This is a genomic window from Dolichospermum sp. LEGE 00246, assembly GCF_015207865.1.
Classification (GTDB): Bacteria; Cyanobacteriota; Cyanobacteriia; order Cyanobacteriales; family Nostocaceae; genus Dolichospermum; species Dolichospermum heterosporum.
In genome coordinates this window covers 1-20,736 of the sequence record NZ_JADEWA010000042.1, presented here as the reverse complement: position 1 = coordinate 20,736, position 20,736 = coordinate 1, and the positions used below count along the sequence as shown (strand labels likewise).

Annotated in this window: 23 protein-coding genes and 4 pseudogenes; 9 read left to right on the top strand and 18 right to left on the bottom strand. The window is 38.8% G+C overall.

The window, feature by feature from the left end:
• The 4 genes and pseudogenes from IQ228_RS05010 to IQ228_RS04995 form a co-directional block, all read right to left on the bottom strand.
• The coding region (locus IQ228_RS05010) for a barstar family protein (RefSeq protein WP_193962316.1) at window positions 1–292 on the bottom strand (292 nt) is incomplete at its 3' end.
• A 111-nt stretch (window positions 293–403) separates the two neighbouring features.
• Window positions 404–1,990, bottom strand: coding sequence for a hypothetical protein (locus IQ228_RS05005; protein WP_193962315.1), 1,587 nt, complete (start codon window positions 1,988–1,990; stop codon window positions 404–406).
• An 87-nt stretch (window positions 1,991–2,077) separates the two neighbouring features.
• Window positions 2,078–2,740, bottom strand: coding sequence for a PP2C family serine/threonine-protein phosphatase (locus IQ228_RS05000; RefSeq protein WP_193962314.1), 663 nt, complete (start codon window positions 2,738–2,740; stop codon window positions 2,078–2,080).
• 242 nt (window positions 2,741–2,982) lie between these two features.
• A pseudogene (locus tag IQ228_RS04995) lies at window positions 2,983–3,633 on the bottom strand (VWA domain-containing protein).
• A gap of 219 nt (window positions 3,634–3,852) precedes the next feature.
• Between IQ228_RS04995 and IQ228_RS04990 the strand changes: the two are divergent.
• Window positions 3,853–5,031: a bifunctional 2-polyprenyl-6-hydroxyphenol methylase/3-demethylubiquinol 3-O-methyltransferase UbiG gene (locus IQ228_RS04990; protein WP_193962318.1), complete on the top strand. Its 1,179-nt coding sequence runs from the start codon at window positions 3,853–3,855 to the stop codon at window positions 5,029–5,031.
• On the opposite strand, the gene IQ228_RS04985 is transcribed toward IQ228_RS04990, so the two are convergent.
• The 3 genes and pseudogenes from IQ228_RS04985 to IQ228_RS04975 form a co-directional block, all read right to left on the bottom strand.
• Complete coding sequence (locus IQ228_RS04985; RefSeq protein WP_193962313.1) at window positions 5,028–5,696, bottom strand: hypothetical protein; 669 nt, start codon at window positions 5,694–5,696, stop codon at window positions 5,028–5,030. The genes IQ228_RS04990 and IQ228_RS04985 overlap by 4 nt on opposite strands.
• The gene (locus IQ228_RS04980; RefSeq protein ID WP_027403075.1) at window positions 5,693–6,160 is read right to left on the bottom strand and encodes a hypothetical protein; all 468 of its coding nucleotides are present in this window, start codon (window positions 6,158–6,160) and stop codon (window positions 5,693–5,695) included. Before IQ228_RS04980 ends, IQ228_RS04985 begins: the two co-directional genes overlap by 4 nt.
• Before the next feature lie 298 nt (window positions 6,161–6,458).
• Window positions 6,459–6,569: pseudogene (locus IQ228_RS04975) on the bottom strand (Uma2 family endonuclease); the annotation flags it as partial.
• Window positions 6,570–7,060: 491 nt separating this feature from the next.
• Here IQ228_RS04975 and IQ228_RS04970 point away from each other — a divergent pair.
• From IQ228_RS04970 to IQ228_RS04935, 8 genes are all read left to right on the top strand, one after another.
• Window positions 7,061–7,546 (top strand): ATP synthase subunit I, encoded by a 486-nt coding sequence (locus IQ228_RS04970; protein WP_027403077.1) that lies wholly within the window; start codon window positions 7,061–7,063, stop codon window positions 7,544–7,546.
• Window positions 7,547–7,643: 97 nt separating this feature from the next.
• Complete coding sequence (gene atpB, locus IQ228_RS04965; RefSeq protein WP_027403078.1) at window positions 7,644–8,399, top strand: F0F1 ATP synthase subunit A; 756 nt, start codon at window positions 7,644–7,646, stop codon at window positions 8,397–8,399.
• Window positions 8,400–8,544: 145 nt separating this feature from the next.
• A complete protein-coding gene (gene atpE / locus IQ228_RS04960; RefSeq protein WP_013192016.1) occupies window positions 8,545–8,790 on the top strand; it encodes an ATP synthase F0 subunit C in 246 nt (81 codons plus the stop codon).
• Between the two features lie 375 nt (window positions 8,791–9,165).
• A complete protein-coding gene (locus tag IQ228_RS04955) occupies window positions 9,166–9,597 on the top strand; it encodes a F0F1 ATP synthase subunit B' (protein ID WP_027403079.1) in 432 nt (143 codons plus the stop codon).
• A gap of 235 nt (window positions 9,598–9,832) precedes the next feature.
• Entirely contained in the window at window positions 9,833–10,399 is a 567-nt protein-coding gene (locus IQ228_RS04950; RefSeq protein WP_027403080.1) for a F0F1 ATP synthase subunit B, read from the top strand.
• Window positions 10,396–10,950: an ATP synthase F1 subunit delta gene (atpH, locus tag IQ228_RS04945; RefSeq protein ID WP_053540872.1), complete on the top strand. Its 555-nt coding sequence runs from the start codon at window positions 10,396–10,398 to the stop codon at window positions 10,948–10,950. The genes IQ228_RS04950 and atpH overlap by 4 nt, the downstream gene beginning before the upstream one ends.
• Before the next feature lie 101 nt (window positions 10,951–11,051).
• Entirely contained in the window at window positions 11,052–12,572 is a 1,521-nt protein-coding gene (gene atpA, locus IQ228_RS04940; RefSeq protein WP_027403082.1) for a F0F1 ATP synthase subunit alpha, read from the top strand.
• Window positions 12,573–12,736: 164 nt separating this feature from the next.
• Window positions 12,737–13,684 carry a F0F1 ATP synthase subunit gamma gene (locus IQ228_RS04935; RefSeq protein ID WP_027403083.1) on the top strand — a complete coding sequence of 316 codons (948 nt, stop codon included), beginning with the start codon at window positions 12,737–12,739 and terminating at the stop codon, window positions 13,682–13,684.
• A 255-nt stretch (window positions 13,685–13,939) separates the two neighbouring features.
• On the opposite strand, the gene IQ228_RS04930 is transcribed toward IQ228_RS04935, so the two are convergent.
• The 11 genes and pseudogenes from IQ228_RS04930 to IQ228_RS04875 all read right to left on the bottom strand — a co-directional run.
• Window positions 13,940–15,145, bottom strand: a complete 1,206-nt coding sequence (locus tag IQ228_RS04930; RefSeq protein ID WP_193962312.1) for a tetratricopeptide repeat protein — start codon at window positions 15,143–15,145, stop codon at window positions 13,940–13,942.
• Window positions 15,142–15,843: a J domain-containing protein gene (locus IQ228_RS04925; RefSeq protein WP_228043700.1), complete on the bottom strand. Its 702-nt coding sequence runs from the start codon at window positions 15,841–15,843 to the stop codon at window positions 15,142–15,144. The genes IQ228_RS04930 and IQ228_RS04925 overlap by 4 nt, the downstream gene beginning before the upstream one ends.
• 352 nt (window positions 15,844–16,195) lie before the next feature.
• A complete protein-coding gene (locus tag IQ228_RS04920; RefSeq protein WP_228043699.1) occupies window positions 16,196–16,519 on the bottom strand; it encodes a hypothetical protein in 324 nt (107 codons plus the stop codon).
• A complete protein-coding gene (locus IQ228_RS04915; RefSeq protein WP_193962311.1) occupies window positions 16,520–16,831 on the bottom strand; it encodes a DUF433 domain-containing protein in 312 nt (103 codons plus the stop codon).
• A gap of 67 nt (window positions 16,832–16,898) precedes the next feature.
• A pseudogene (locus IQ228_RS04910) lies at window positions 16,899–17,237 on the bottom strand (HNH endonuclease); the annotation flags it as partial.
• A 64-nt stretch (window positions 17,238–17,301) separates the two neighbouring features.
• Window positions 17,302–17,679 (bottom strand): hypothetical protein, encoded by a 378-nt coding sequence (locus IQ228_RS04905; RefSeq protein WP_193962310.1) that lies wholly within the window; start codon window positions 17,677–17,679, stop codon window positions 17,302–17,304.
• Window positions 17,680–17,810: 131 nt separating this feature from the next.
• Window positions 17,811–18,053: a YgiT-type zinc finger protein gene (locus IQ228_RS04900; protein ID WP_027403088.1), complete on the bottom strand. Its 243-nt coding sequence runs from the start codon at window positions 18,051–18,053 to the stop codon at window positions 17,811–17,813.
• 87 nt (window positions 18,054–18,140) lie between these two features.
• Window positions 18,141–18,299: a hypothetical protein gene (locus IQ228_RS04895; RefSeq protein ID WP_193962309.1), complete on the bottom strand. Its 159-nt coding sequence runs from the start codon at window positions 18,297–18,299 to the stop codon at window positions 18,141–18,143.
• A gap of 579 nt (window positions 18,300–18,878) precedes the next feature.
• Window positions 18,879–19,091, bottom strand: coding sequence for a type II toxin-antitoxin system HicB family antitoxin (locus IQ228_RS04885; protein WP_027403089.1), 213 nt, complete (start codon window positions 19,089–19,091; stop codon window positions 18,879–18,881).
• Window positions 19,092–19,121: 30 nt separating this feature from the next.
• A complete protein-coding gene (locus IQ228_RS04880; protein ID WP_193962308.1) occupies window positions 19,122–20,090 on the bottom strand; it encodes a lipase family protein in 969 nt (322 codons plus the stop codon).
• Between the two features lie 34 nt (window positions 20,091–20,124).
• Window positions 20,125–20,736, bottom strand: a pseudogene (locus IQ228_RS04875) (dynamin family protein); the annotation flags it as partial.

Sequence of the window (20,736 nt, the reverse complement as noted above, 5' to 3'; positions counted from 1 at the left end):
CTAAAAACTTGAGAGGAATATGATTAGCTTCCCAGTATTCTTTGGCTGAATTGAAAATATCCAATGCTATTTGGTACTGTGCCGGTTTAGCTTGAGCAAAGATATCAGCATGATCATATAATATCACATATCTTTGAGCCGGACACCATGTTAAATCGGTGATACATTCATCAAAAGCATCCCAGTTAGCACCGAAGTATGTAGGAAATTGCATTGCTTCAGCAGCTTGTTTTAAAAATGTTTGTTTGCTATTGATTTTTTTACCATCAAGATAAAAAACTTTATGATTCATAGATTTATGGTGAGGAAATAGGTTAGCAAAATTGTCAGAATCAGGATATCCAGGATTAAAGGATTTACAGGATGAAAAAATAGACCATTGCTAATAAAATCCCATCAATGACTACTTTAACCGCCAAATCTTGATAGTTTTGTCACTACTACCACTAGCCAGGGTTTGACCGTCAGGGCTGTATGCTAATGCTACTGGATAAACCCAGTCAGAATGACCTTTGAGGGTTTGTAGGAGGTTTCCCGTCTTTACATTCCACAGTTTGATAGTATTGACACTACTTGCAATAGCCATAGCCTGAGTATAACCTCCACTAGCCAGAGTTTGACCATCGGGGCTGTATGCTACTGAATTAAAATGACCTTTGAGAGTTTGCAGTAGGTTTCCCGTTTTTACATTCCACAGTTTGATAGTTCTGTCAAAACTCCCACTAGCGAGAATTTGACCATCGGGGCTGTATGCTACTGAATGAACCGAGTAAGAATGACCAGTGAAGGTTTGCAGTAGGTTTCCCGTCTTCACATTCCACAGTTTGATAGTATCGTCACTACTCCCACTAGCCAGGGTTTGACCATCGGGGCTGTATGCTACTGAATTAACTGTGTTAGAATGAGCAGTGAGGGTTTGCAGTAGGTTTCCCGTTTTTACATTCCACAGTTCGATACCGTACCCACTCCCACTAGCCAGGGTTTGACCATCGGGACTGTATGCTACGGAGTTAGAACGACCAGTGAGGGTTTGCAGTAGGTTTCCCGTCTTCACATTCCACAGTTTGATAGTATCGTCACTACTCCCACTAGCCAGGGTTTGACCATCGGGGCTGTATGCTACTGAATTAACCTGGCTAGAATGACCAGTGAGGGTTTGCAGTAGGTTTCCCGTCTTCACATTCCACAGTTTGATAGTCGTGTCATCACTCCCACTAGCCAGGGTTTGACCATCGGGGCTGTATGCTACTGAAATAACCGAGTCAGAATGACCTTCAAGGGTTTTTTCTAAAAAAAAACCAATAGGTAAATTTGCAATTATAGATATGGGATTGACTGGAAACACGCGATAACTTACCCCTAACCGGAATCTATCATGTACTTCCGTTTGCTCAATACTAGCAAAATCTTTTCCCATTAATTCCGGTGGTGTATAACCTGGTGAACCAACTAAACAATAATAAACTTTACCATTTTTCGGATTTTTTACCTGAAAAGAATCTGTATCAATAATTGAAGGTAAAGCCCGATTATTCACTAAAATATTTTGTGGTTTAATATCTCCCAATACATAACCAGCAGCGTGCAGTGCTTCAATAATTGAGACAATATTCAGCGCCGTTGTGTGCAGAAACCGCCAATCAATCTCAAGTTTCAACGCTTGACGACGACGGGGATTATAAACATCAATAAGTTCTTTTCCATCCTTAATTTCTGGCATCAAAAAGCCCACACAATCACCCTGAGCATTTTTCAACGCCGACTTAGGCCAAGCAAAAGAAACATGATGAAGATGGGAATTTGGTTCTGTGGGTGGATTTGCTATCATTACCGCTAACTTCTGCACCCGTTCAGGTGTTGGAGAATGGTAAATTTTCGCTAAATAACCATTTTGATTAGTTCGCCAAACTTTTGCTTCACCACTATTAGCAATCTCTTTACCCAACAGAGTAATTGATTTTCCCGTACTGGCACAAGTAAGAACTGTCATATAATTTTAATTAGATGGGTTGAAATATATGTCTAAAATCCTAAAATCCGTAGGTTGGGTTGAGGCTTTGCGAAACCCAACAAAATCTCATGAATCTCGCAAATATTCCTCCAAAGGTTTAAAAAATGGTGCATGAGGTTTCCAGTCACTCAAGCGAATTGCCACTTTTTCTAATCCATCAGTAGAAGCACAAATAAACTCTTGTTTTCCTGAAATTACCTGTACCTGCATTTCCTCCAGCGCATTAGCTGAAGTCACAAAAGTTGTTTCGTTGAAAAATTCCCCCTTATCTGGTTCAAACAATAATTGATATTCTGCATCTTGCGATCGCACCACCATAAATCCATCCCCAATTTGCATAGCTGCAACCCATTCAGAAGTCGCTATAAAAACTAAAAGAGTACAAGATAAATCATGAACAGAATAATCATTATTCTCTGCTTTTTTGTTTAACGCAGTAATAACATCCTTGACAAATTTAGTAAAAACTTCCTTAGCTTCCATTTCCGAAAGTGGTTGAGAAAAACCTTGTTTATCAGGATATTCATTAATATCAACAAAGCATTTAATTACAGTTTCTACCGCCAATTCAGAACCAAAATGAGAATATTTAGCACTCCCAGCACCATCAGCAACTGCGCCCACAATCACATCATTAAAAATGCGATAATTTCCGCAGTCTTGACAAGGTATTTTTTGCTTTTCATGACTCGTTCCCACAGCAGAACGCGCTATAGCTTTCCAACCCACAATAAATAAATCCTCAAAATCTAATCTTTAAATTTAAGTAATCTGATTTAAGAAAAGTTTTCGGCGAATATAATAGAGCCTACGGCACGCTGGCGCGAACGCTACTACACAAATGAAGTCCACCTATTCCTTCGGTCCGGTAAGGGATACGTGGACTAATGAAAAATCAAGATTTTTAACCCACGAAGGTGGGTTTTGCCTGTGTAGCCGCGATTTATAATCGCCTTTTCAAACTATTCAGATTATGTTGTAATTTGCCCCCATCCCACCGGCGGTAATGCCACAGCTTCCCCTACTTTGCCACTAGAAACCCGTTTCATGGAAGTGGAAAGCCAAACAAATAAAGAGCGAAAATCTAAGCCATTCAGCATTACTGGAGGACGAGGTGCAATTTGTTTAAGTTTGTGCATATCAGCACCCTGAACACCAACAGTAAAAAACAACATTCGGCGCTGTGCTTCTTCTTCCCTCACCCTTTGCGCTGCACCCTTTCAAGCATCTGTAGGCGCACCGTCGGTAATTAAAAATACCCAAGGACGATAATAATGGACACCGTTATCTTTATAAGACTGTTTGCGGGTTTCTAATAAATCCAAAGCATATTCTATGGCTGCACCCATTGGTGTAACACCTTCTGTTTCTAGCTTAGGCGGTGTAAAATGGTCTATAGTGACAAAATCTTGCGTCAGTCGCACAGGTCCAAAGGTGACAATAGCAACTTCTACACTTAAAGAAGCTTGACCATCTTTCATCACATCTTCTTTGAAAGCCGCCAAACCTCGGTTTAACTCTTGTATAGGTTGTCCTGACATTGAGCCAGAGGTATCAAGCAACAGAATTACCGGACAACGATTTTCCGGGTTTTCCACGAATTCAGGTAAACCTACTGGCATTTTTGATACTCCTGGTTAATCAAATTGAGATGCAAAATATATAAACTAGATTTTATTTATTACTACATAGCTTAACACGAGTGTTATTACGGAATCAATCCCCATATCTATCAACAGTAAGGGTTTAGCAATGCTAAACCCCTACGAATGATCAGAATTTATTTTTTGCCCAAAATCCCCCCATCAGCTAAACTCAGAGATGCTGAGTTACTCCTAATCATGTCCGACTCCCAAGTAAGTGCTGCTGTTGCGAAACTCTACGATACCTACCCTTTCCCCCCCGAACCTATCCTCGACGAACCACCACCAGGTTACAATTGGCGTTGGAATTGGTTAGCTGCTTATAGCTTCTGCACAGGTAGAAAACCGCAAAGGCAAGATATCCGCATTTTAGATGCTGGTTGTGGTTCAGGAGTCGGCACAGAATATTTAGTACATCTCAACCCGCAAGCACAGGTAGTGGGAATAGATTTAAGTGCTGGTACATTAGAAGTAGCAAAAAAACGCTGTAAAAGTTCCGGTGCTGACCGTGTGGAATTTCATCACTTAAGTATCTATGATGTGGAACAAATTCCAGGACAGTTTGATTTAATAAATTGTGTTGGGGTACTTCATCATCTACCAGATCCCATTCGTGGTATCCAAGCATTAGCGAAAAAACTCACTCCAGGTGGACTAATGCACATTTTTGTGTATGGAGAACTGGGAAGATGGGAAATACAACTTATGCAAAAGGCGATCGCTCTTCTTCAAGGTAACAAACGCGGTGACTATCGTGATGGCGTTCAAGTCGGAAGAAAAATCTTTGCTTCTCTACCAGAAAATAACCGCATTGTCAAGCGTGAAAAAGAAAGATGGTCAATGGAAAACCAGCGGGATGAATGCTTTGCTGATATGTATGTCCATCCCCAGGAAACAGACTACAATATTGATACATTATTTAAATTCATAGATGCTTCTGAATTAGACTTTGTAGGTTTTTCTAATCCCGGATTTTGGCAACTAGAAAAGCTGCTAGAAAAAGCCCCAGAACTAATTGAAAGAGCCGCCGAACTCACAGAACGTCAACGTTATCGGTTGATAGAATTACTGAATCCCGAAGTCACCCATTACGAATTTTTCCTCAGTCGCCCCCCCCTACCCAAAACCGACTGGTCAGCAGATAACATCTTATTAACTGCAATCCCCGAACTTAACCCCTGCATAGATGGGTTTCCCAGTCAATGTTTATTTAACTATGATTACCAAATTGTTAATTTATCCACAGCCGAATTTGAATTCATGAAAAGCTGCAATGGTAAATCTACCGTAGCAGAGATTTTAACCATAGCGCAGTTTGATTTAGATGGAGTTAGAAGTCTTTTGGGACAACAAATGATCTTACTGACACCCGGTTAAGTACAAGAGAACCAAACTTCGGGAAGTTCATCTACATCTTCCACCAAAAAATCTCGATACACCCAGATTCGAGAAGCATTGTAGAGATCACTAAGAATAGGTTTTAATACACCATTTTTATCCCAAGGTTGAAGATCAGAATCTAGTTCACAAAAACCGACCCATGAATGTCCTTGTTGCTGCAAATCCTCAGCCCTGACAAGGATTGCAGCCAATACAGCCATATCATAAGGTTTTAGGGAAGTATCCATTGCACCAATAGAAACTTGCCGTTCCAGCATAGATTCTGAAAGGGGAAAAACATTCAAATGTGGATGCTGGGCTAATTCTCTCAATCTTTCTGGAACTTTCCTTAGTTCATTAGTAACTAATCCATCAAACTTATCAAAGACTCGAAACGATGCATTAGCATCTTCTGTAGTCAGTTTCCCTTCTTTTTTAGCCCATTTGACAAATTTACGTAAATCTTCAGAATCAGTGCGTGGAGTGAATCGTCGAGGTATAGTTTCACGCGCCTCTGTTAAGCAGATAGCAGGTAAATGTAGCTCAAACTCGCCAGTTTCTGCAAGTGAAAGCAATTGAGCCGCTTGTGGACTTTGTAAATGTGCAGGTGCCACAATATCTACCACCCAGTTTGTTTCCACAAAAACCGCTTGAGGCTTCATTTTGCAACTTTACTCCACCTTGGTCCACCAGCCCTGACTTCACCAAGTCGCAGAAGATTGATTATCCGTCCGCCAAGCAAATTTCTCAAATCATCTGGTAAACTGTCTACATTAGTTTGAAGTTTCAATTTCTCTAACCATCGCTGAACTTGTGATTCAAACTCAAGATAAAGGTTTCCCCTCCATTGCTCATCTGCTGGTGGTAATAAGTAATTTGGAAGTCTTGCTTCACCAACTACGCGAATTGATGAACCCTGAGAATCATCAAAAGAATCCCGTAGAACAATAACACGCTCTCCTGCCACAAGCAAGCCAATAGAGCAACCAAACCCAATCATTGAGCCTTTAAGCTGATCCATAATATTGTTACGATGGGTACTAACATCATTGAGTTTTACCTCAACAATCATCAAATATTCTCCATCCGGGCTGGTGACGATAATATCTGGATGTGATGTTTTCATAGAAATATCGAATTTGAATTCATGAAAAACTGCAATGGTAAATCTACCGTAGCAGAGATTTTAACCATAGCGCAGTTTGATTTAGATGGAGTTAGAAGTCTTTTGCAACAACAAATGATTTTACTGACACCCGGTTAAGTACAAAGGGAGGCGTTGCTGAATTGAGGTATGAAATTCCCAAATTGAACCTTTAAAACTCAAACCTCAGTGCGTCTACTCTTCGAGATCACGAAGCGTGATTGCGCCTTTGCGTGAGACTAAAATTCATACCCTTAATCAGCAACGCCCAAAAGGAGAATGGATTCATCTCAACAATCACTCCGTCGTGCAATTCATATCTGACCCCTGTATCTGGATACCATTCACAAAACTCATCAAAGGTCACTGATTTAGGTAAAACTTGAACCATAATCTACCTGCTTTGTGTAACACTACTATTTTAGGGATCACCAAAAAATAAATTACCCAATTTTGTGGGATGGGCATCCTGCCTGTGCTTGGTAATTAGCTGGCAATTCGTCCCGCACCACAAGAAACTTTTGGGGATTTTTTTAATTGGAAGTCCCTTACAAAAAAAGGGAACAGGGAACAGAACGTCTCATATTATCTCTTTTGGATATGATGTTTTCATAGCAATATCAAATTTGAGTTCACGGAAAAATGTCATATTTCTGCCATTGTGGCTGAGATTTTAGCCCAAATCGAGCTAGACTTAGACGGAGTAAGACACCTCCTCAAACCACAACTACTCTTACTACCCCCGCTTCATGAAAAAATCAGTAACAAGTGACTCTGTTGCCACTGACAACGAACAACTGACCACTGACAACTGACAAAAATAAGTTAATTGTTTTTTTCTAAAGTAGTGTTACCGGATCGTGATATGATTCAACTGACTGAATGTGCAGTCATCTCATATTAGCTGTACTGGTTTCAAGTCTCGTGAGCTTGTCAGAAGAATCAATTGCACCGACTCAGACAACACAACAAGATGAGAAATCTGGTTTTGCTCAAACAGAACCAGTAAGCTCTTCCATGCAAGAGTTCTATCAACTCTATCAGAAGTTGCTGGTAATCACACTTGTGTTGACGGGGATTATTTTTATCTCTGTGTGGATTTTTTATTCCTTAAACATAGCCCTAAATTATTTGATTGGGGCGTGTACAGGTGTGGTTTACTTAAAAATGCTGGCTAACGATGTCGAGAGACTTGGTGGTGAAAAACAAAGTTTGAGTAAAAATCGTTTTGCTCTGATCACGATACCGATTATATTGGCGAGTCAATGGCATCAGCTACATATTCTGCCTATATTCTTGGGATTTCTCACCTACAAAGCTACCCTCCTCATCTATATGGTGCAAACTGCATTCATTCCTGAAGCTTAAAGGGTGTAGGGGTCTAGCATTGCTAAACCTAAACCTCTACAGACTACAGACAATCCTCCAATCCTCGATTTTTGGGGAAAACCCTTGAAGAACGCCCATGCTTAGTGTATTAAACGCTTTTAACGCTTTTCCCCTCGCCGAATTAGAAGTAGGTCATCACTTCTTGTGGCAATTGGGCAGTCTCAAAATACATGGGCAAGTATTTCTCACCTCATGGTTTGTGATTGCTATCCTAGTAATAGCATCACTAGCTGCCACCAGAAACGTCCAAAAAATTCCTCGTGGCATCCAAAATTTGATGGAATATGCCCTAGAATTTATTCGGGATCTAGCTAAAAACCAACTCGGAGAGAAAGAGTATCGCCCCTGGGTACCATTTATTGGTACGCTATTCTTGTTTATCTTCGTATCAAATTGGTCAGGAGCATTAATTCCCTGGAAGCTAATCCACTTGCCTTCTGGTGAACTAGCAGCACCTACCAACGACATAAATACAACAGTCGCATTGGCATTGCTAACCTCCTTGGCGTATTTTTACGCTGGATTTAGCAAACGAGGTTTAGGCTACTTTAAAAAATATATCGAGCCAACACCGATTCTATTGCCAATTGCCATTCTCGAAGATTTTACCAAGCCCCTCTCCCTAAGCTTCCGTTTATTTGGAAATATATTGGCGGATGAATTAGTAGTGGCGGTATTGGTGTTGCTTGTGCCTCTCTTTGTGCCTTTGCCAGTAATGGCTTTGGGTTTGTTTACTAGTGCCATTCAAGCCCTAGTATTTGCGACCTTAGCCGGAGCGTATATTCATGAGGCTTTAGAGGGACACGGCGAAGAAGGACATGAGGAGCATTAACGCCCTCAGTTGATAGCCCAGTGTAGACGAGCAAACTTGCTCAAAACATCGCCACAGCGATTTGAAAACCTAGTGCAGTGTGAAAGCACACATCTAGCTGTTACGTACATTTGTAATTTTTGTAGTTAAAGCAAGGAAAATCGTCATGGATCCATTAGTACAAGCTGCCTCAGTTCTAGCTGCTGCTCTCGCTATCGGTTTAGCTGCAATTGGACCTGGTATTGGTCAAGGTAATGCAGCAGGTCAAGCCGTAGAAGGTATTGCCCGTCAGCCCGAAGCAGAAGGCAAAATTCGCGGCACACTACTTTTAACCTTAGCCTTCATGGAATCCTTGACAATTTACGGTTTGGTAATTGCCTTGGTATTGCTATTCGCTAACCCTTTTGCCTAAGACCGAAAAAGTTTTGTTAGTGTAGAGACGTGAAAGATGTCACTAGATTTTGGATTTTGGATTGACGATTTTGGATTGACTCCACCAAACAAGTGTAGAGATTGAAGATTTGGGATTGACGTTAGCGAAGCGTACGCAGCGCAGCGAGTATTTTTCCGTCTTGAAGGACGGAGTTTATACCAAATTTTTTGAATCTAAAATCTAAAATCTAAAATCTAAAATTCCCGGTGACAGATAGCGAAAAGCTGGATATCTACACGCCTCTATAAACTAGCAACTTATTGATAATTAGTCAGAACGGGATTCGTAAAATTATCAAAGGCTAGATCATATCACTAGCCAAGAAAATTAGTATTCCAGCCAAAGAGGAGAGAAATGTTTGATTTCGATGCTACCTTGCCATTGATGGCATTGCAATTCCTGTTGTTGGCAGCTTTGTTGAATGCAATTTTCTACAAGCCTATGACTAAGGTATTGGATGACCGGGATAACTATGTCCGTACCAATAACCTTGATGCTCGTGAGCGCTTGGCTAAAGCTGAAACCTTAGCAAAAGAGTATGAGCAGCAACTATCATCTGCGCGTAAGCAGTCTCAGTTGACTATAGAAGCTGCCCAAAATGAAGCTAAGAAAATTACGGCACAAAAAATAGCCGAAGCCCAACAGGAAGCCCAAGCCCAACGCGAACAAGCTGCTAAAGAAATAGAGCAGCAAAAGCAAGCAGCTATGGCTACCCTAGAAGGACAAGTTGATGCCCTCAGCAACCAGATTCTAGAAAAACTATTAGGAGCAGCTTTGGCGAAATAATATAACAGGAGTCAGGAGTCAGAATTCAGGAGTAAAACCCGTTTGTGGTCAGAGTTCCTTGATTGATTTTCTTACTACCTTGGCGGTTGTTATATCACCAAACTGGTTCTACGAAAGCATAAACACTTAAGGGCATTTGCCTAGAAAGTGATGAAATTTAAGTGTCCAAAAGATTGGCACTTTTTTCCCTGTCGGGAAAAATTAACGAATTACCAAGCGAGCAGCGCACTTGTAGATGGGTAACATGGGCAATATTTTATTACTTGCCGCGGAAGCTGTTCACTCTGAAATGGCAGAAGGCGCAGCAGAAGGCGGGTTTGGTCTAAACCTAGACATCCTGGAAACCAATCTAATTAACTTAGTAATTCTGATTGGCATACTATTCTACTTTGGACGCAAAGTTTTAACTAATATCTTGACTGAAAGACGCTCCGGTATTGAAAGCGTTATTCAAGATGCAGAAGGACGCTTGCGGGAAGCACAAACTTCTTTGGCTAAAGCCCAAGGACAGTTAACCCAAGCACAGCAAGAGGCACAGAGAATCACTCAAGTAGCTGAACAAAATGCTCAGGCTGCTAAAGAGGCTATCTTAGCTAAAGCAAATTTAGATGTAGCCCGGTTAAAAGAAACCGCAGCATCTGATTTGAATGCAGAACTAGAGAAAGCTATCTCCCAACTTCGACAAAAAGTAGTGCAGCAAGCACTACAAAAAGTAGAAGGACAACTCAAGGGTGGTATTAGCGCAGATGCTCAACAAATTTTAATTGATCGTAGCATCGCACAACTGGGAGGGGAGACATGAAAAGTGATGCAGCAACCGCTGAAATATCTCAGCCTTATGCACAGGCATTGTTATCCATTGCTCAATCTCAAAACTTAACAGAAGAAGTTGGGGGAGATGCACGGACTTTCTTGAGCTTATTAACAGGGAGTCAAGAACTCACAGGCTTTTTGAGCAATCCCTTTGTAAAGCCAGAAAACAAGAAAAATGTCCTCAGACAATTACTTGGCGAAGGTGTAAACCCCTGCCTACGTAACTTTTTACTGCTGTTAGTTGACAGAAGACGGATTGCTTTTTTAGAACCGATTTTACAGCAGTATTTGGCGTTATTACGCCAGCTAAATCAAACTGTATTGGCTGAAATTACTTCTGCGGTTCCCCTCACAGAAACCCAACAGCAAGCAATTACAGAAAAGGTAATTACTCTGACCAAAGCTCGTCAGGTGGAATTAGCCACCAAAATAGACAGCGATTTAATTGGTGGTGTAATTATCAAAGTTGGTTCTCAAGTAATTGACGCTAGTTTGCGTGGTCAACTACGTCGTCTTTCCCTACGTTTAAGCAGTAACTAGAAAGTTCTGAATAAATGTCAGTAGTCATTGGTCAATAGCTCATAAAAAACAACTGACAACTGACAACGGACAACTAACAACTAACAACTGACAACTGACAAATGAGTATTTCCATTAGACCTGACGAAATCAGCAGCATCATCCAACAACAAATCGAGCAATATGACCAAGAGGTTAAAGTTGCTAACGTTGGTACAGTGCTACAAGTTGGTGACGGTATTGCCCGGATTTATGGCTTGGAAAAAGCTATGGCTGGGGAACTCCTGGAATTTGAAGATGGTACAATTGGTATCGCCCAAAACTTAGAAGAAGATAACGTTGGTGCGGTACTGATGGGCGAGGGTCGGAGTATTCAAGAAGGTAGCTCTGTAACCGCTACTGGTAGAATTGCCCAAGTAGGCGTAGGTGACGCTCTCATTGGTCGAGTTGTTGATGCTTTGGGTCGTCCTATTGATGGTAAAGGTGATCCTAAGACTACCGAAACTCGGTTAATTGAATCCCCAGCCCCTGGGATTATTGCCCGTCGGTCTGTACATGAACCGATGCAAACAGGGATTACCGCTATTGACTCCATGATTCCTGTGGGTCGTGGTCAACGGGAATTGATTATTGGAGATCGTCAAACTGGTAAAACTGCGATCGCTATTGACACCATCATTAACCAAAAAGGTGAAGATGTCGTTTGCGTTTACGTAGCTATCGGTCAAAAAGCTTCCACCGTTGCTAACGTAGTCCAAACCCTACAAGAAAAAGGCGCGATGGACTATACAGTAGTTGTAGCTGCTAGTGCCAGTGAACCAGCTACCCTACAATTCCTCGCTCCCTACACAGGCGCTAGTATTGCTGAGTATTTCATGTACAAAGGCAAAGCGACCTTAATCATCTATGATGACCTTTCTAAGCAAGCCCAGGCTTATCGCCAAATGTCCTTGCTGCTCCGTCGTCCACCCGGTCGGGAAGCGTATCCTGGAGACGTATTCTACATTCACTCTCGCTTGTTGGAACGTGCTGCTAAACTCAGCGATGAATTAGGTAAAGGTAGCATGACTGCATTACCTATCATTGAAACCCAAGCTGGTGACGTATCCGCATACATTCCTACCAACGTAATTTCTATTACCGACGGTCAGATTTTCTTGTCTTCTGACTTGTTTAACTCTGGTATCCGTCCCGCTGTAAACCCCGGTATCTCTGTATCCCGTGTAGGTTCTGCGGCTCAAACCAAGGCAATGAAGAAAGTTGCCGGTAAGATTAAACTAGAATTGGCGCAATTTGACGACTTACAAGCTTTCGCCCAATTCGCTTCCGATTTAGACAAAGCCACCCAAGATCAGTTGGCGCGTGGTGTGCGTTTACGGGAACTCTTAAAACAGCCCCAAAACGATCCTCTCTCCGTAGCTGAACAAGTAGCAGTTCTTTACGCTGGGATTAACGGTTATTTAGATGACATCGCAGTTAATCAAGTAACTACCTTTGCTAAGGGTTTACGTGATTATCTGAAAAATGTTAACACTGCCTATTACCAAGGCGTACAAGGTAGCAAAGCCCTTGGTGATACAGAAGAAGTAGCTTTGAAAGCCGCTCTCACCGAGTTCAAAAAGACCTTCCAAGCAGCAGCGTAAAAGTTTTGGATTTTGGATTTTGGATTTTGGATTAAATAGACTCGTCCAAAAATTAGATATCAGCCTATAAAATACAGGGATCTGATATTTATTTGCAGATGAGTCTAATCTAAAATCCGAAATTCCGAATCTAAAATCTAAAATCTAAAATCTAAAATCGGATTATGGCTAATCTCAAATCAATACGCGATCGCATTCAGTCGGTCAAAAACACCAAGAAAATCACAGAAGCCATGCGGCTGGTAGCTGCGGCGAGAGTCCGTCGCGCTCAAGAACAGGTAATTGCTACCCGTCCCTTTGCAGACCGTTTGGCGCAAGTATTGTATGGCTTGCAAACCAGACTGCGGTTTGAAGATGTCAATCTCCCCCTACTGAAAAAACGCGAAGTTAAAACAGTAGGTCTGTTGGTAATTTCCGGCGATCGGGGTTTATGTGGTGGTTACAACGGTAACGTCATCCGTCGTGCCGAAAATCGCGCCAAGGAACTCCAAGCTGAAGGCGTAAACTATACTTATGTATTGGTTGGTCGTAAAGCTACTCAATACTTCCAACGCCGGAATCAGCCTATTGACGCTACCTACAGCGGTTTAGAACAAATTCCTACCGCCGCAGAAGCGACAAATATTGCTGATGAACTACTTTCTCTCTTCCTTTCGGAAAAAGTAGACCGGATTGAGTTAGTTTATACAAAATTTGTCTCCTTGATCAGTTCTCGTCCCGTAATCCAAACCCTTCTACCTTTGGATACCCAAGGTTTAGAAGCAGCGGATGATGAAGTTTTCCGTCTAACTACCCGTGGTGGTCAATTCCAAGTGGAACGGGAAAAGGTAGCTAGTACAGTGACAGCTTTACCTAGTGACATGATTTTTGAACAAGATCCAGTGCAAATTCTGGATTCTTTGTTGCCATTATATCTGAGCAATCAGCTATTAAGAGCATTACAAGAATCAGCAGCTAGTGAACTAGCCGCACGGATGACAGCAATGAGTAACGCCAGCGAAAACGCCGGTGAGTTGATTAAAAGTCTATCTTTGTCTTACAACAAAGCTCGTCAAGCCGCAATTACCCAGGAACTTCTGGAAGTTGTCGGTGGTGCGGAAGCGCTTACTTAATTTGGTGATTGGTGATTGGTAATTGGTAAAATCGAAAAATCAGCCATAGCCAATCATCAATTGTTTGTCAATTAAGATTCAGTATAAAAAATATCTTCTGTTTTGAAGATTATATTTTTTAGATTTTTTTAGTGAATATCATTACTCAATTATTTCCTTAGATTGATTTGTGTCTTCTATTTCAGATTATTTGATTTCTGTGAGGATATCTGTTAGGGTTTTTTATTTAAGGCATTATAACCTTATTTGATAACTTCATTTTTGGTTTTCATCTCTATCTTTACATATTTCATGTTGGAGTTGTGATAGGTGATCGCACAATGCCGAAATTTCATTTTGGAATTGATAAGCATCCTTATTTAAAAGCCTTTTACGATTATTAATAGACAACTCAAAGTTAGGTTCAATTTTTAAAGCTTTGTCATAGCTATTGAGTGCTTCTTCAAAATGCCCCAACTGCTCTAGTATATAACCTCTGTTATTCCAAACAACTGGATCATTGGTTGTAAATAGTAAAGCTTGATCATAACAATCAATTGCTTCTTCATACAGTCCTATTTTAATTAATATTTGTCCTTTGTTATACCATAACACACCATCATCTGGCTTAATTTCTAATACTTTATCAGAGTAGATAAGTGATTCTTCGTAACGTCCTAATTTATATAATATCTTACTACATTCCGAGCAAACACTATACTCATTAAGTCTGAAATTAAGAGCTTTTTCATAACTAAAAAGAGCTTCTTCATGACGACCTAATTTATCTAATATTACACCTCGCATTTGCCAAGCACAAGCAACAAATTCATGTTTTTCATTAGGCTGAATTTCTAATATTTTACCATAGCTTGTAAGTGCCTCTTCATATCTACCCAGATCATTTAGCTGATTTCCGCGAATTAGCCATACCTCACAAAAATCAGGGTTGATTTCTAAAGCTTTGTCATAACTTTTGATAGCATCCTCATAATGACCTATTTCTGCTAAATCAGCACCTTTTAACCACAAAGATTCGGCATCATTTGGGTTGATTTTTAAAACTTGTTCATAACAATAAATTGCTTCTTCATAGCGATTGAATTTACTACCTAGAATTTTTGCTTTATTTTTCCAAGCCATATCGTCATTTGGCTGAATTTCCAATGCTTTTTCATAAGAAAGAAGAGCTTCTTCGTAGCGTTTTAACATACCAAAAACACTACCTCGATTATTCCAAGCTAAAGAGTAATTTCGATTTATTTCTAATGCTTTCTCATAACAAATAAGTGCTTCTTCATAAGCACCATTCCTAAATAAATCATTACCTTTTAACCTCCAATCATCAGGAGTAATTGTTTCTTTCTCAATTGACTTAGCTAAATTTAATCCTCTTTTTAATAATTCGGATGAGTATCTAGTGAGCTTTTGATTACTAGATACAATCTTGTTTTGGTTATTTTGTTGATGATTGTTGGTCATTTATATAATCCTAATTGAGTTTTTAATTCATCTAATTTATTTTGGGCAATTACAATCTGTTCATCTAACTGAGTAGCCATTTCTGATAATAAATTTCGTCCTGACTTTTCAGCCATATTAACAGATGATTTCAACTGATATAATTCAGTTTTCTCTAATAAATCAATTTCCATGAAAATTGTATTTAAACGTTGTTTCCCTTGAGCAATTTTACGAATTGTACGAACCAATTCAGCCGCAACTCCCTCACCTCTGATAGATTCAGGACTATTTTCCCAAGATTGTAAAATTTCTCTGATTTTTTCCTCATCTCCATTTTCATAAGCTTGATTCACTTGAGCCATTAATTCTTGTCGGCGTAACCGTTCCTTTTCATCTGTTGCTAAGTCTGGATGAATAAGTTTCGCCACATCTCGATACAATTGTTTAAGATTTTGAGAAGGTTTAAAAGCCTTTATTGCTTCTAAAGATGCCATATATTCGGCAATTTGATCCTCAATGCGATCCAGTTCAGTATAACGGATACCAATCACTCGAAAATATTCTCGTTCAAAGGCGTGTAACTCAGCTTGAAGGGTAGTTAAATCTAACTCACGCTGTGCTAATTCTGTTTCGAGTCCAGTTAACTCTGTCTTCTTCTTTTCTAGTTCCTCATCTTCGGGGGCAAGTGTACGCATTATCCGACCTTCTATTTCCATATATTTACCCTAAAGAGCTATAGATTAGAGATATTATACCTTCAGTTCGAGTAATTTCTAAAAGTGCTGCTTTCAGTTCTGGAGTAATGGCAATGGTTAGGGTATCTTGCATATTTTATCAGCGAGCTACATAGTTAATTATACAATACGGCTTATGTGAGTTGGAAGCTGAAAGAAGGCAATCCCGTTCATGAGGTTAGGCGTTGCTGCTAAAGCGAAGCCTGAAACCCTTAAAATGACTGGGGCATTTTTAACTCACATAAGGCGTACTCTATTTTTATTAGTAAAGTTAATGATTATGTGATAATTCATGATATTTTTCTTCATATTAGATTATTTGAAAGGAACATATTCAACTACATTCGTCAATTTCAGAAGCCTGAGCAATAAATTCTAAATCTTTAACAAATTGACCAATTGTGCCACCTAATTGATGTCCAAAAAGTCCAAAAATTAATCCTGAAAATTGTTTTCCTTCTATTTGCAGAGTTTCAGCTAATACGCGAAAACGGATATCTTGAGTAAAAAGGACTCGTTTTAGTCTTTCTAATAATTTATCATCAGGAAGTTCTTGGGTTTCATCATCAAAGGCAGTTAATACATCTACACCACGACGGCACAATTGTGATGTAATAGCTTGAGGCACATGAACATCCATATATAAAGCAATAGGCATTTACAACAGTCCTTTCGCTTTCATTCTGCTGTAAAAAGGGGATGGTACTGATTCCTTAATACTTTCCTGTACTTGTTCCCATTCTTGTTTAATTTCTTGGTCAATCTCTTCTTGGTGGTCGAAGTAATAACCCATAGTAGCATGAGCTTCACTATATGTTAAATAAGGATGTTGACGGCACAGTTCCTCTACTGACCAACCATAAGCCAGATAATCCATGACAATTTGCGCTACTCTAATTCTCGGTAAACGCTGTAGTCTTGCTGACTGATGATCGTTTTTAACGATATGTGGGTAATTGAGGGTTAACATATTATTTTATCTAGCTAGGTTGCTATATGTTTATATTATGATAGAATCAGCAGTTATAGTCAGCCAGTCATGGGTACAAATTTTGATCAATTAATGATTTACGCGATCGCATTCTGCTTGAAGTATTAAACATCAATAAACGTGATGTAGCTTGACCAATATCAGTAATACCAATAATTTCGGCATTTTTTAATGTAAAATGTTCATCCCAAACTTGTAACCGAGGATTAAATAAGCGAATAATTTCCCCATTATTGGGATCAAGAGTAGCAAAATCAGATCCTTTATGACGATTACAAGGTAAACAAGATAAAGCCAGATTTTCTGATAAAGTTTGACCTCCATGTTTAACAGCAATAATATGATCAATTTCGTGGGTGTAAATAGAAAAATCTTGATGAATTAAACAATATTCACAACGCCCTTAAGCGCGTTCAATGACTAATTGACGTAGACTAAAAGAAATGGCATTATTTGTCATTTCTAATTACGCTGTAAGCTCTAGCTTTAAGTAAAATCATTAATTGATCTAGCTGTTCATAAATATCTAATTCGCTATTTTCTGCTTTGGAAATTGTCCCCATACGGTTTTTTTCTAATAAGTCTTCTAACCGTGTTTGTGCTTGGGTTGAAACTTTAAATTTAGCTATTTGTTCCAGTGTTGGTTGTTTAATTAAAAAGTCTAAAACCTCAGTATAAGTGTTAGCAGTATCGCTAGAAGTATTTAAGGTTAATGTTTCTGGTGTATGTGTTTCTAACAGTTGTAAAAGCAATTCTGGAAGACGATGTAATATGGGTTGTAAGCGGTTTGCTAGTTCGTCCGGTACTTGAATTGTTAGTTGTGCCATTTTCGTTAGGGATGGTATGTTTATTGTTTATTTATAGGTTAGCGTGAAAATTCCCGAAATAATATTAGTGTCTAAAAGAAAACGAAAACTCACAGTTCTATCTCCCGTCATCATTTATGTTAATTTAATGATCATGCAACTTCAAAAGATTGTCCTACTGGAATTAAGTCTTGTGTTTCTTGTTTTTCTAATTTAAGTTTAATAGTTTCAAATCTTCTGATTGTATCTGCATGATAAAAACGCTCTCCACAATTTTGACAAACTAAAGCCTTAACTTTTAATGTTGCGGTGTTACCACCACCTTTGATAATTTCTGTAACGTTAGTTTCTAATAAGTTGCCATTACAAACAACACATTTATCAATGGGAAGCATAATTATTAACTCCTATATATTGGAACTATTACTAGATAAGACTTAGACAGTCCTATCTAAGATAGTAATTTAGTTTGATTTAGATTTTCAGTCTTTTTTTCTAATCCGCCAATTAATCCATTTATTTGGATCAGGACAATAGACAGTAATTAGCACTGCGATCGCACTCTCAAAATTAGGGCGTTGCTGATTTGAGGTATGAAAATGATTTTTGATGATTTCAAAACCCTTGTAGAGACGTTCCATGGAACGTCTCTACACCTAAATTCATCCCTGGTTTCAGCAACGCCAAAATTAGTTGCTTATTAAAATTTCTTCGTGGTGGATAGGTCATTTCAAAATAGGAACGATAATGTATATTCGCGTTCTTCTTGGAGAATTTTGGGTTTAGTCATAATTAGTCACCAAATAAATTTTAAAGAGTGCTGTACCTTCTGATCACGCAGCCTAAAAAAAGCGATCGCACTACAAGATCGGCTGGACTGCTGGTTAAAGCTTACCAATGAGCCTGTCATATTCTGCGTGAGTTCCGATCCAAAGGTACAAGAAGTAATAATTAAACGCAGATATTTTTGTAATTCCTTATAACAGGTTTATTCTTTATCAAGAATCAGACTAACACCACGGCGAACCGCTGCTTATGCTAACCGATTATCAAGTGTTGCTAATGGCAATTGTAAGCGCAATGCTAATTCTAAATAAGCTGCATCATAAGCAGCTAAACCTACTTCTTTTCTTAGTTGTTGCATTCTATTAATTAATTATGTTTCTTGTAATTTTATCACAGGTTGCCAATTTCCGTATTTATTCATAGTTATTTGCTACTTAAATTAAAACTTCAACTTCTTGAGCGATACTTGTAGGTTGGGGAATTGGTAAACCTGACTCTATTAAACCTTCTATATGAAATTCTATGGACTCTACAATTAGTTGTTGAACTTCTGCTAATGTTTCAGCTACAGCTATACAACCGGGTAATTCGGGAACATAAGCACCATAACTGGTATTTCCTTTTTCAATTACTACTGGATAACGCATTATTCTTCCTCCAATTTTATAATTTCTATTTTACTCCTCATCATCATTGAAATTAGAAATATAAGGTGGAAGTTTCCCAAAATTAATTCTTTCTACATATTTAATGGCGCGATGTTCCTCTAATGAGGTTTGAATTAAGGTGTTTATTAACAACCGAAATTTATTAACATCTGCTTGAGATGGTGATTTTAATTGTGAAGCTAGTAAACTGGAAATTTGCAAAATCAATTTAAGATTAGGTGAGTTAGCTTCGGTTTGTTCAATCAGTTCATATTTTTTATTAAGACAATATTCATTACCTATATGAGAATAATCAGCCAGTGTTTTTAATAGTTCTGGTTTCCAATTAATAATTACTTGTTTGATTCTTGGGATTTTATTTAATAAAACAGTGATGATTTTCGGTAAATCAGGAATGAAATCACCGATATTTTTAAATCTATAGATGGGAGTATCCAAAATTAATTCGATTGTACTAACTGGTGGTGCGCCAAATGTATAGGTTTCTAATGTATAAGGTGCAATTGGTTTTAATTCGGTTTCACTAATTCGTTTAGTAATTAATGTAGCCGCAGCACCGCCTAAACTATGTCCAGTTACGAAAATATTTTTGTTGGCGTTTTCTTCTCTTTGGATAAAGTCTTGTAATTGTTGCCAGAAACTTTTAACATAAAGATTAAAACCGGAGTGAATTGCTTCTGAATTGGGGAATGCTAGTAAGTTAAAGAAGTAATCATCTAATCTTTCTGTACCTCTAATAGCAATTACAATATCATTTTCATTTGATAGGAGTAAACCACAACAAACTAATTCATCGGTATCACTTAAAGGGCGTGGTGCTGAGATAAATTCTATGGTTTGATATGGTTGTAAAAATGATGGATAACCTGTTTTCAGGATATTGCTAACTATATCATTTCCTTGTTTATAGGCGACGTAAGCGAGTTGAGAAATACAAGCCATTTCTAGGGCGCGTTGTCTGTCGGTTGATGTTTTCATATTGGTTAATTTTTGGGTGGGTTTGATTTTGTAATTACAGGGTTGTAGATTTATTGATTATAGTTTGTAATTCTTTCTGCACTTGTTCAAGTTCTTGACGTTTTTGGTTAATAAATGCTTTTTCAATTTCCCGTTGTTCTAGGTTTTCTTGGTGAGCTTTTTCTTGTTGTTCTAGCAAGTTTTCATATAATGAAATTGCTTCTGAAATTACTTGACTAGCTGCTTCAGAGCGATTATCAAAAACTGTGTTAATAATTTCTTGGGCTGTTTGATAAACTTTATCCTTCGATTGTTCACGAAATTTTTTCATTCCTGTTTGACAAATTGTTGTTTTGATTTTGGTATGTATCCCATCTACATCTAGCATACCTAAGCCAAGTGAACTAGCAATTGCAGCAGCAACAGCAGCAACAGTAATTACAATAAATCCAATGCCTGTAAAAAAGATTAATGCAGCAGCTAAAGCACCGCCTACTCCCAACCCTCCACCTATTCCTCCAAAACCCATAAAGTCATCATTTAAACCTGTGATAGAAATATTAATTTGCTTGCTAAAATTAGTTTTTATTTGTTGATCTAGCTTGTAAAAATCTTTTTCAATTTTATCTAGTTCATAGTTTATATAGGCACTTAATGATTCAAGATG